Below are 12447 nucleotides of genomic sequence, written 5' to 3'. Positions count from 1 at the left end.
GATGTACGCAAAAAAGGACCCTTAACCAAGGGTCCTTTTTTGTTGCTGTTGTTGAATATTTTCATGTATGATCTTCGGAACCTCTTCGAGAGCGGTGATAGTGTACATCGTAGTCTCCGGATTGGGCTGAAGTTCAACAATGTTATATTGCCATTCATTTGGTTGTTTGATATATATGCTGTGGATTCCAGCCGTAACCGCTGGCAAAATATCCGTGCGTAATGAGTTTCCGATCATCCATGTTGTTTTGCGGTCGAAGGGGCCGGAAGATAAAATGCCTTCAAGGGCTTCGACGTTCTTATGCTGCCTTATATAGATACGGTCATCGAAATAAGCGGATAACTTCATCTGATCAATCTTCCGTTGTTGAATCACCGTTTCGCCTCCGGTATACAGATAGAGGGCATGTCCGGCTGATTGCAGGCTTTCCAGTGTTTCAACCATATGAGGGTAAGGTTCAACCTCCCGATCATATACACTCATGCCAAGCTTCGTGAGGAACGTTTCTTCTTCAGTGGAAGTGGCTCTTGCATATTTCTGAGAGAAATAGCGATACGTATCAATAAGAGACTGTGGAAAATGGTGACTGGCGAATCCGACCTGGTTCACACCGGTCACGTCAATCTCCAGTTGTTTATCACGAATGTCCTGAACGGTTAATGCATGTTTGTCAAACCACTCCTGCATGTTCTCGAAGAATTCACCGAGGACTAAGTTGAAATATTTGTTGCAATAGACGAGCGTATCGTCCAGATCGAAAATGATATGCTGTTTAATCGTGTTCATTTCAAAATCACTCCTTGCAGCCGGCAACTCCAGTTACATCCTCATTTATATGCGAATATAGGATTCCAGGAACATGTTCAATTCAGACACGCCATCCGGCCGGATACTGTATTTCTCTTTGCGGTTACTGCCGAGCAGATGGGTTCGCAGCAAACCTGCGACACGTAGCGCCATAACCTGATCTTTAACCATGTCTTCGTCTTTGTTCAATTCTTCGCACATCTCCGCAAGCGACTTTGGCTCATCGGATACGTAACGAAGCAAGCGAAGGCGTTCGGGATCAGCCAATGCATGTGTAAAACGCAGCAGACAGGTTGGCGGCTGATCTTCATTCTCTTCAGGAGTATCAACCGGGTATTGCATAATCATCATGCCTTCGTAGAAGCAGTAAATATTAATCGGACGGTTATGTACTGTGGGGAATAGAATCACTTCATCTAATCCGGGCATTGGCTCCACAATAACACCTGCTGTAGCATATTCGATAAGCAGTTCAGGTCCCATTTTCTCCAAAAGAATTCGCTTCTCATGAGCGTCTTCTTCCAGCCAGGTGCGATAATCGTCACTTATATTCTGACAGTAATGCTGGTCCCAGAGACGTAGAAGCGGCACGTAACTGTCCCGAATACGATTTGTTTCTTCTATAGTAATACTCGGCAGAAGAGGAGATACACGTGCAAACAATTCCTCTGCAGGCAGACTCGCAAGCATATGAAGAAAATCCTGATTCTCTGAAGAGCAGGTCCGGTAGGCAGCCCATGCGAACAAAACATCAAAATCATCAAAAGGCCAAGTCGACGCAGGTGCCAGAGCAGCACGTACGTTGGAACTTAGTTTGCCTTCCACTTCAAGAATCCATTCGGGTCCAACATCCAGATGTTGAATCCATTTTTTCGTGACATATACAAGAAAACTGTTCAGCATTTCATATATCGGTGAAACATCAATCTTGACATGATAAGTCATAACGATGCAGAATCCTCCCGTCACATCTAAATGTACGCAGCGACTTATGTACTATTATGGCTTGTTTTGCAGGGCGTTGTCCACTATAATGTTCAAGTCCGGGGCAAATGTACCGGTGAAGCAGCGCTTTATCATATGAATATGAATAACATGCGAAAAGTCGTCAGCGATGGCGATTTTTCTTTTGGTTGTCCGCAGGAGGAATGAAATTCGTGTCATCTATTAATGTCGCAAAATCATCACATTCTACATCCAACTATTTCATCCTGATCATCGTTATAGTTGTAGCAGGGATTAGCCAGGGATTATTGCTTCCCGTACTATCCATTTTTCTGGAGCAAAAAGGGGTATCACCAGGGTTGAATGGCCTTAATGCAGCAGCGCTGTATGTAGGTTCCTTTGCAATGACTCTGGTCGCTGAACGGCTGCTCGGAGCGGTTGGTTTTAAAAAGCTGATTGTCGGCGGCCTGCTATTTGTTATGTTTCCCCTGATTCTTTTTCCGTATTTACCGGATATTAAAATATGGTTTATTCTTCGTCTCGTCGTTGGTATAGGCGATAGTGCTTTACATTATGCTGCTCAGCTCTGGGTCCTTCTCGTGACGGCACCCATATGGCATGTCCTACGGACTTGGCTTCAGTATCGGGCCTTTGGGCATCAAGCTGCTCGGATTTGGCGAGGCAGTGCCGTTCTGGGTTCTTTTCGTTTGTATGGGGGCTGTGCTCCTGCTTGTATTAATGAAGCTTCCTGATACCAAACCGGAAAAAGCAGAGCATGGTCAGCTTCCGGAACGCCGATTCCGTCGTAGCTGGGCCTGGGCATGGTATGCATTAATACCGGCTCTACTTTATGGCTATATGGAAGCCGGGATGAACAGCAATTTTCCGGTATATGGATTACGGATTGGTTTAGACGCCAATCAGATCTCATCTTTACTGCCGTTTGTGGGAATTGGAGGATTGTTTCTGCAGCTGCCTCTGGGCATCCTCAGCGACCGCTTTGGACGTAAAAAAGTGTTAATGTCTGCTGGTATTGCAGGCGGGGTTATGTTCATGCTGGTACCTGTAGCCGGAACTCACTTCTGGTGGACGCTGGTATTACTGACCGTAGCAGGTGGGCTGGTAGGGTCCTTTTTCTCGCTTGGACTTGCCTATGCAGCAGATATTTTGCCAAAGGCACTTCTTCCTGCAGCAAACGTCGTGGCCTCGTTCCATTTTACGATAGGCAGTATTCTGGGGCCGAATTTGGGTGGTCAGATGATCAATTGGATCTCACCCGGGAGCATGTTTATCCTGCTTGGTTGTTTTTATTTGCTTTTTGGTGCCGCAGGTGTCCTGTTCCAACATAAACCAAGTTCTCATTCTGTGTTAAAATAGAAGCTGGTGTTCGCATGGAAATTGATGTCCATTTCCGAGTACACTATATAGTAGGGAAAAACATGGACAAGAGGAGACATCGCGATGATCAGAGTTGAGAATTTGAGTAAATCCGTTGGAGCGGACCGTGTTCCGGTTCTGCGGGATATACGATTTGATATGCAGCAAGGTGAAATGATCGCAGTAGTCGGTTCAAGCGGCAGCGGAAAAAGCATGCTGCTCAAGTGCCTGGCCATGATGGAGAAATGGGATGGCGGCCGATTTACGGTTGACGGTGTCGAAATTTTGAAAGAAGGCTGGTCCGGCAAACGGAAAATTAAGCGTGAATGGGCATACTTGGAACAGAATCCTCAGCTCTATCCTAGAAAGTCAGCACTCAAAAACGTATTAATTGGTCGGTCTGGTCAGACGCCTTGGTGGAGAATGGTGACTGGAATGGTCCGTTCCGATGATTATATGGGTGCCATGGATTATCTTGAAGGACTCGGTCTTTTGGATAAAGCTCATCAAACCGCAGAAAAACTAAGCGGCGGTGAGAAGCAGCGTGTAGCGATTGCCCGTGCACTCGCCCATGGGGCCAAAGTCATTCTCGCGGATGAACCAGTAATTGGGCTTGACCCACATACTGCCGATACCGTTCTTGAGACACTGCGGAAACTATGCGAAGAGGAACGGGCAACCGTTATTGCCGTTTTACCAATCGAGATGGCGGAGAAGCATGCAGCTCGCATCTGGGGTCTTGCAGAAGGCAAGATTGCCTTTGATATACGTGGACGTAGACTGACACAGAAGGAAAAAAACATGATTTAAACTATTGAAATGAGTGATGAAATTGCTTAACTCAAGATGGGGGCGCCTGTTAGCGTGTGGAGCAGTGACGGTGGTGCTCGGCTCCGTTCTTAGCGGATGTACGGTCATAAGCGACCCCAAGGGCTTGATGAAGAAACCCATGCTGTCCACGGACAAACAAAAATTGTTTTACGTTGTTCAGAAGGAGCAGCCGCCAGAGAGCAATCTGATTCGTCCCAAAGACATGAACAATACCAGCATGATTCGTGTTGAAGATCTCGACGGGGACGGAACGCGCGAAGCTATCGTATTTTACGAAACACCCAATGAGAATGTGCGTATCCACGGCATGCTTCTGGAGGAACAGGGAGATACGTGGGTTAAGAAACTGACGTTTGACGTTCCGGGAAGTGAATTGCAATCCTTTAAAGTGTTGGATATCACGAACGATGGGAACCCGGATATCATACTCGGTGTGAGTCTGCAAGAGCAAAAAGCACTGACGGCGTATTCATATAATGGCGGTGCACTTGAGCAGGTATTGGGTGGAGTACCTTATAACCAGTTTATTATTGATGATCTGCAAGGTAACACACTGGACCTGAATGGGGATGGAAAAAGCGATTTTGCCATTGTAGCCCTAAATAACAGTGGGTTTGCAAGTGTAGCGTTGTATCAGTATGACGAAGGCAGCTTTAAGGAAGTTGATCGGCTGCAGACCGATTATACCGTTAAAGAGATCTACAATGCACTTGGAGGAGAAATCGCCAAGGATAAGATGGGTATTGTGCTGGACGCAGAGCTGGATGACCGCAGTTCTTTCTCACAACTGATCTATGTGAAGGATAACAAACTGGTAAATGCCTTCAAATCACCTGATCAAACCTATAGAGATGACAAAATTTTAAGCGGTGATTTCAACAATGATGGTATTATTGAGTTTGGACTAAAGGAAACGCCAAAAGGCTGGGAACATTACGTGTTTGATTCCCGCATGTGGTTTTATACCTTTTATCAATGGGATGGCAAGGATGGAAAGGAATTTGTCTCATTCCAGTACCGTGATGATGCCAATCTGTTTCATTTAAACTTAAAACCTGAGTGGTACGGCAAGATTACAATCGACACCAAATCGGAAAAGGAAAAATATATTCGATTTAAAATGATTGACACGGATGAAACCGTGGGTGAAATTAAATATTTCACGCTTTCTCAGTGGGAACAGGACAAAGGAAAGAGATGGAAAGAAATTACCCGAACAAACGACCGGGTGATTGCTTCACGTAATGCGCAGGATAGTAATGATGGATTACTTGATAATATGTCTCAGCTGAACAGAAAGGGAGAACTAAATGAGTAAAGTACTTATTCTTGAGGATGAAGAATCCATCCGCAGTTTTATCGTTATCAATTTGAAGAGAAACGGGTTCGAAGTGCTTGAAGCAGGAGATGGGCATGAAGCACTTCGCATCTTGCAAACTGTACCAGATATTGACCTGGCTCTTCTTGATGTCATGGTACCTGGAATTGACGGTTTTGAAGTGTGTCGGCGCATCCGTGAAACCAATGAACGTTTGGGCATCATTTTCTTGACGGCCAAGGTTCAGGAACAGGACAAGGTATATGCTCTTTCTGTTGGAGCAGACGATCATGTAAGCAAACCATTTAGCCCAACTGAACTGATCGCACGAATTCAATCCTTGCTGCGCAGAGTAAATGTGCATCGGGAGACTGCAGCTAAGGTCACATTCCAATCGGGGCCGTTTTCTCTTGATTTGATCTCCAAACAATTTAAAAAACAAAATGAATTGATTGAATTGACTCCAACCGAATTTTCACTTATTCAATTCTTCCTGGAAAAAGAGAATACACCACTTAGCCGTGATTTGCTCCTGGATCATGTATGGGGCAAGGAATATATGGGAGATCCCAAAATTGTGGATGTGAACATTCGCCGCTTACGCCAGAAAATCGAGAATAATCCTTCCGAACCTGAATACCTGCAGACTGTATGGGGTCACGGTTATAAATGGAAGGGCCGGGAGCAATGATTAAAAAAGGCATCACCAGGCAGATCGTACTACATTATTTTTTCGTAGTTCTGCTTGCTCTGTTATTGGTGGAATTTATTTTTATGCTTGCGGTGCAGCGGTATTATTACGAGAGTATCTACAATACCATCAGCTCTCATATTTCCATGTCAAAAGACTTTTTGGAGCCCATCGCCCGCGAGGATAATGCGGATAATGGTAATCTGTCGAAGTTGCTTTCGAACCTGGAACTATCCAGCACAGAGCTCGAAATTCTTGATCTCAATGGACGAGTTCTTGCCAGCTCTGCGGCCTTCGAGTCTGACCGGGCTGTAATGCAGACAAGTGATATAATGCAGGCCATAAATGGCAATACGGGACGGTGGGTAGGCAGACAACCGGGCACCGGTGAGCAAGTCATGGCCGTTTCGCACAAACTTGATCTGGGTGGGGAGAATACGTACATTGTTAGATATCTGACTTCACTCGAAAATGTAAACTCGAAGCTGCTTGTCATGGGATTGCTTGCCGTTGCCGTCGGGATTGCCGTTATGGCTATTGTTCTGATTATCAGCATTGGTATGGCGAACTCCATCGTCCGTCCCATTAACAATATTACCGCGGTATCTGCCCAGATGGCGAGAGGACGTCTGGATGTCAGAGTCAAAGGGAACTATAAGCATGAACTTGGTGAACTGGCATCCACACTGAATTTTATGGCTCATGAGATTGTTCGCAGTAACCAGATCAAGGATGATTTTATCTCATCCATTTCTCATGAGCTCAGAACACCACTGACTAGCATTAAAGGCTGGAGTGAAACGCTGGATTCAGGCGGATATGATCCGGATGAGACACGTATTGGCATGAGCATTATCTCGAAAGAAACAGAACGCTTAATCGGGCTGGTTGAAGAGATGCTGGATTTCTCCAAACTGCAGCAAAATCAGATGAAGCTGGTCAAAGGTACGGTCAGCATTCGTGAGATTGTGCAGGAAACGATGTTGAACGTTTGGGCCAAAGCGGAACAAAAGCAAATACATTTGAAGCTGGACACAGATGAGACCCGTGCTTTTAACGTGCATGGTGATGGAAATCGCCTCAAGCAGGTATTCCTGAACATCGTGGATAATGCAATTAAATTCTCACACGAAAATTCGTGGATTTATCTGTCGGTAAAAGAAGAGGACGGGAAGATCATAGCAGCTGTGCAGGATACCGGGATCGGGATTAGCGAGGAGCATCTCATCAAAGTACGTGATCGATTCTTCCAGGTCAATCACCAGAATGGTGGAACAGGATTGGGGCTTGCCATTACGCAAGAACTCGTGGAACTGCATGAAGGAACGATTACGATACAAAGTGAACTCGGATCGGGTACAACCGTCACGATAGAACTGCCCGCTTTGCCGGAAGAAGAGATCGTAACTGAGCATCAGGTGAATGAACTCGCTTCAGAAACGCAACAAGGAAGCGGGTCACAACATATTAATCCGGATTCAGATACAGGCAAAAGCGAATAAACACCCGATTACCATAGACACATTCTGAATGCACCAAAAAAGGCGAGCCATTAACGGCTTGCCTTTTTTGGTATATTATGAAGAGAGTTCGCCAGCGCGCAAGCGACCGGTTTTCTCATATACTTCTTTCAGAATACGTGCAGGCTGAGTGCGGACTGCCGGTTTGGCAGATACAACCTCATTAGGGCCTACAACGACAATTTCATCAGCAGTGCCTTTGACAATGGCGCCGTCCTTGATAATGGCATCTTCACCAATAATGGCACGTTCGATATGAACACCTCTACCGATACGGGCGTTTGGCATAATAACACTGTCTTTGACTTCAGAACCTTTTCCTACTTCAGCACCGCAGAAGATAACTGAGCGCTCTGCACGACCTTCAATGGCGCACGACTCATGGACCATGGAGGAGGCATGCTCAGCACGGGAATGACGAGCTTTGTGAGCACTTAATTTGGTTTTCCAGTCACGAGTAAACATCGGCCAGTGTTCTTTGTGCAGGCTCCAGTTTTCTTCGTTATGCAGCAGATCCATGTGAGCATCCCACAAGCTTTTTACAGTACCAACATCTTTCCAGTAACCATCGAAGTTATACACGAAAAGAGAGTTGTTTTCATTAAGCATTTGAGGAATAACGTCTTTACCAAAGTCGTGACTGGAATTCGGGTTAGCCGCATCCAGCAGAAGATGGCGTTTCAGATACTCCCAATTAAACATGTAAATCCCCATGGAAGCCAGGTTGCTTTTTGGTTCAGCTGGCTTTTCTGCAAATTCGGTCACACGCATATTTTCATCCGCAGCCATAATTCCGAAGCGATGTGCTTCATCCCAAGGAACTTCCATGACTGAAATAGTCGCAACCGCTTTATTGGCTTTATGGGATTCCAGCATGTCGCGATAATTCATGTGATAAATGTGGTCTCCCGACAAAATTAGAACATTTTCGGGGTTTTGCTGGTCAATATAGTCGATATTTTTATAAATGGCATCCGCCGTTCCCAAGTATTCGTCATTTCCTGTATGATAAGATGGAAGCAGGGAGATTCCTGCCTCTTCCGAATTCCCATGTCCCCATGGTTCTCCTCCACCAATGTGATCGTGTAAAGATTCAGCTTGGTACTGCGTCAATACTCCAACTGTATCGATTCCTGAGTTTACGCAGTTGCTGAGAGGAAAATCGATAATCCGGTAGTGCCCGCCAAACGGTACAGCGGGTTTAGCAATACTTGAGGTCAATGGGGCTAATCTTTTCCCCTCTCCTCCCGCCAACAGCATAGCGATGCAATCTTTATTAAACATAATCGTTTCCCTCCCAAGATATTTGTCCAGTGTAGTACTTACATAAACGCAAAGTGGTGCTGTTGAAACGATGTATACTGTAAAATTCCTGTAAAATTACAACATTTTTTTAAACACGTCATTTTTCTTTTCAACTTGGCTAGAATGGGGTAATGATTAACGTTATATCTATTTTCTAGGGGAAGAAGGTGATCTCTTGGCCATTCAACCATTGGCAGATCCGGCCATTTCGCCGGAGGATATCTATTTGTTTCATGAAGGAAACCTTCATCACAGTTATCGAATATTAGGCGCACAGCCTGAGACTCAGGATCATCGTCAGGGGTATCGCTTCACCGTCTGGGCTCCAAATGCCAAAGAAGTAGGGCTGGCTCTTGACCGCAATGATTGGAAAGGTGAACAGGCACCTTTATATAAGATACCCGATTCTGGATTTTGGACTCGTTTTTTTCCGGAAATCAGTGAAGGAACTTTATACAAATTCCGTATTTTAACGGAAAACGGAGTAGAACTGCTGAAAGCAGATCCGTATGCATTTCACGCCGAAGTTAGGCCTCGCACGGCTTCCATTACAAGTTCCATCCAGGGATACAAATGGAACGATGGTGCATGGAGACGGAAACAGAGGGCTGTATATAACAAGCCTTTACATATTTATGAGATGCACATCGGAACATGGAAGCGCAAGGAAGACGGCTCTTTATACAGTTATAGAGAGATCGCGGATCTGCTCGTTCCTTACTTATTAGAAATGAAATACACACATGTGGAGATGATGCCGCTCAGTGAACACCCTTATGACCTTTCCTGGGGGTATCAGAGTACAGGCTTCTTCGCCCCGACAAGCCGTTTTGGAGGTCCTAAGGATCTAATGTATTTAGTGGATACACTGCATCAGGCTGGAATAGGTGTACTGCTTGATTGGGTGCCTGCACACTTTGCCAAGGATGCCCACGGTCTGCGTTTGTTTGATGGCACACCGCTGTTCGAATATGCAGATCCATTGCTGGCTGAGAAACCAGGGTGGGGTACACTAAGCTTTGATTATTCGAAACCGGAAGTTCGTTCCTTCCTTATCTCCAATGCGCTGTATTGGATGGAAATGTATCATTTTGATGGTCTGCGTGTAGACGCGGTTACCAGCATGCTAAGGCTTGACTTTGAAAAGCATTCTGGCCAATTTCGTCCCAATGCAGACGGAGGCTTGGAAAACAAAGAAGCTGTTGCCTTCTTGCAGCAACTCAATGAAACGATCTTTAAGTACTATCCTTATGCGCTGATGATGGCCGAAGAGTCCAGTGCATGGCCGATGGTCACGTCTCCTGTGGACGTAGGCGGACTGGGATTCAATTATAAATGGAACATGGGTTGGATGAACGATACGCTGGATTATATGAAAACCGATTTCCACGATCGTCCGTCGAAGCATCATTTGCTGACATTTCCTGTGGTTTACTCCTTCTCTGAAAATTATGTGCTGCCTTTGTCGCATGACGAAGTCGTACATGGCAAAAAGTCCTTGCTGGACAAGATGCCTGGATCGTACGAACAAAAGTTTGATGGCATGCGAGCTTTCTTAGGTTACTTCATGACTTTCCCAGGCAAGAAGCTGCTCTTTATGGGCGGAGAATTTGGCCAGTTTATTGAATGGAAAGATGAGGATGAACTGGATTGGTTCTTGCTGGATTATGACAGTCACCGCAAACTCCACAAGTTTGAACGTGACCTGTCTGAGCTGTACCTGAGCGAAAAAGCTTTGTGGGAGCTTGATCATTCCCTGGACGGATATGAATGGATCACTCCGGATGACCATGGCCAAAGTGTCATTTCATATGTACGCAAAGGAAAAAAACCTGCGGATACACTCCTTGTGCTTGTTAACTTCCAGCCGGTCAAGCGGGAGCGTTACCGGATTGGTGTCATGCGTCCCGGTATGTATGCCGAAGTTCTGAACAGTGATCATCCCGATTACGGGGGATCAGGTATATTGAATGATATGCAGATAGCTACCGAAAAGATTCCTTTTCATGGCCATCCCCACAGTCTGGAGATTGTTTTGCCTCCGCTAAGCGTGGTTATTCTAAAAAAGAATACACGTCGGAAAACGGATGAGACAGCAAATGAAGTCGCTTCTGTCAGACCAAAAGCACTCAAAAATACAAATACAAATAAGACCACTGCCAAATCAAAAAGGGGGAAAAAGGCGTGAAACTTTTATTCGCTGCTGCCGAGGGCCATCCATTTATCAAAACGGGTGGACTCGCTGACGTTATTGGAGCTTTGCCTCAAGCCTTGAAAAAGGCTGGGGCAGATGTTCGTGTCATTTTACCCAAATATAAAGGGATCCCTGACGAATATAAGGAGGCCATGAAGCCGGTTATCGTGACCGATGTTCCACTCGGCTGGCGCAGACAATACTGCGGCATTGAAATGCTCGTCCATGACGGAATCCCGATTTATTTTGTCGATAACGAATATTACTTTGGCCGTGACGGTGTCTACGGGTATATGGATGATGGGGAGAGATTTGCTTTCTTTAATCGCGCGGTGCTCGAGGTATTGCCGCTGCTGGACTTCAAGCCGGATGTGCTTCATAGTCATGACTGGCATGCGGGAATGATTCCGCTGCTGCTGCAGGCGCATTATGCACATGAGCCATTCTATAGTGAGATACGTACCGTATTCACCATACATAATCTGTTGTATCAAGGTGTATTCCCGCATTCGGTATTCAGCGATCTGCTTGAACTGGACGACCGATATTTCACCATGGATGGCGCAGAGTATTATGGGAATGTCAATTTTCTAAAATCAGGTATTGTCTATTCAGACCATGTAACAACAGTAAGCCCCACCTACGCACAGGAAGTGAAAACTTCCTATTATGGCTATGGCTTGGACGGTTTGCTTAGCTCGCTAGGCGAACGTTTTACCGGAATTGTGAATGGTATTGATACCAAGAGTTACAATCCGGCGACGGATAACAAAATCCCGGTTAAGTACAGAGCAAGCCTATCGAAGAAAACGGAGAACAAGATTGAGCTGCAGAAGGAGCTTGGGCTGCCTGTCCGTCCGGATGCACCATTGATGGTAATGGTTACCCGTCTTGTTGACTCTAAAGGACTTGATCTCGTTTGTCGCATATTGGATGAGCTGTTGTACTACGACGATATCCAGTTTGCCGTATTGGGAACTGGCGATCCTGCCTATGAGCATTGGTTCCGGGAGGCGTCCTATCGTTACCCACTGAAAATGTCAGCCCAAATCAAGTTCAACGATGGATTATCCCGTCGTTTCTATGCAGGAAGTGATATATTTCTCATGCCTTCCAAGTTTGAACCGTGCGGCATAAGTCAGCTGTTAGCACTCCGATATGGCAGTGTGCCGCTTGTCCGTGAAACGGGTGGTCTTAACGATACGGTGCAGGCATACAATGAGTTCAGCGGTGAAGGGAACGGCTTCTCGTTTACCAGCTTTAACGCACATGACATGATGAATACGATCCGTCGTGCAGAGAAGTTGTATCGTGAGCCCGACCACTGGAAGAAGATCGTGAAAAATGGCATGAACGGGGATTACAGCTGGGATGTTTCGGCTGATGAATACATGGACATTTATCGCAGCATTACTGTTGAGAATACAAAATAATAATTAAACCACGGAGCCGCAGTATA

General features: G+C 45.7%; 9 protein-coding genes and 1 pseudogene. 7 read left to right on the top strand and 3 right to left on the bottom strand.

Translation table 11 applies throughout. The annotated features are described in order from the left end of the window. Positions 1–21 precede the first annotated feature (21 nt). Both AC3RCI_RS17685 and AC3RCI_RS17680 read right to left on the bottom strand, forming a co-directional pair. Positions 22–786 carry an HAD family hydrolase gene (locus AC3RCI_RS17685; RefSeq protein ID WP_492472481.1) on the bottom strand — a complete coding sequence of 255 codons (765 nt, stop codon included), beginning with the start codon at positions 784–786 and terminating at the stop codon, positions 22–24. A 45-nt stretch (positions 787–831) separates the two neighbouring features. Continuing rightward, a complete protein-coding gene (locus AC3RCI_RS17680) occupies positions 832–1752 on the bottom strand; it encodes an ArsR/SmtB family transcription factor (RefSeq protein ID WP_127536729.1) in 921 nt (306 codons plus the stop codon). Positions 1753–1955: 203 nt separating this feature from the next. Between AC3RCI_RS17680 and AC3RCI_RS17675 the strand changes: the two are divergent. The 5 genes and pseudogenes from AC3RCI_RS17675 to AC3RCI_RS17655 all read left to right on the top strand — a co-directional run bounded on the left by AC3RCI_RS17675 (position 1956) and on the right by AC3RCI_RS17655 (position 7471). After that, positions 1956–3129: pseudogene (locus AC3RCI_RS17675) on the top strand (MFS transporter). An 84-nt stretch (positions 3130–3213) separates the two neighbouring features. Further along, the gene (locus AC3RCI_RS17670; RefSeq protein ID WP_127536731.1) at positions 3214–3939 is read left to right on the top strand and encodes a phosphonate ABC transporter ATP-binding protein; all 726 of its coding nucleotides are present in this window, start codon (positions 3214–3216) and stop codon (positions 3937–3939) included. 22 nt (positions 3940–3961) lie between these two features. Further along, entirely contained in the window at positions 3962–5278 is a 1317-nt protein-coding gene (locus tag AC3RCI_RS17665; protein WP_336781967.1) for a hypothetical protein, read from the top strand. Beyond that, entirely contained in the window at positions 5271–5969 is a 699-nt protein-coding gene (locus AC3RCI_RS17660) for a response regulator transcription factor (RefSeq protein WP_095286490.1), read from the top strand. The genes AC3RCI_RS17665 and AC3RCI_RS17660 overlap by 8 nt, the downstream gene beginning before the upstream one ends. After that, positions 5966–7471, top strand: a complete 1506-nt coding sequence (locus tag AC3RCI_RS17655; RefSeq protein ID WP_336781966.1) for a sensor histidine kinase — start codon at positions 5966–5968, stop codon at positions 7469–7471. Before AC3RCI_RS17660 ends, AC3RCI_RS17655 begins: the two co-directional genes overlap by 4 nt. 75 nt (positions 7472–7546) lie before the next feature. Here the strand turns inward: AC3RCI_RS17655 and AC3RCI_RS17650 are convergent, their stop codons facing one another. Further along, positions 7547–8773 (bottom strand): glucose-1-phosphate adenylyltransferase, encoded by a 1227-nt coding sequence (locus AC3RCI_RS17650; RefSeq protein ID WP_492472484.1) that lies wholly within the window; start codon positions 8771–8773, stop codon positions 7547–7549. Positions 8774–8969: 196 nt separating this feature from the next. Between AC3RCI_RS17650 and glgB the strand changes: the two genes are divergently transcribed. After that, the gene (glgB, locus tag AC3RCI_RS17645) at positions 8970–10982 is read left to right on the top strand and encodes a 1,4-alpha-glucan branching protein GlgB (RefSeq protein WP_492525806.1); all 2013 of its coding nucleotides are present in this window, start codon (positions 8970–8972) and stop codon (positions 10980–10982) included. Further along, positions 10979–12421 (top strand): glycogen synthase GlgA, encoded by a 1443-nt coding sequence (gene glgA / locus AC3RCI_RS17640; protein WP_492525804.1) that lies wholly within the window; start codon positions 10979–10981, stop codon positions 12419–12421. The genes glgB and glgA overlap by 4 nt, the downstream gene beginning before the upstream one ends. Positions 12422–12447 lie beyond the last annotated feature (26 nt).

The organism is Paenibacillus sp. MT124 (assembly GCF_058792755.1).
The sequence above is the reverse complement of the archived record's forward strand: the minus strand, read 5'-3'. Positions and strand labels throughout refer to the sequence as shown.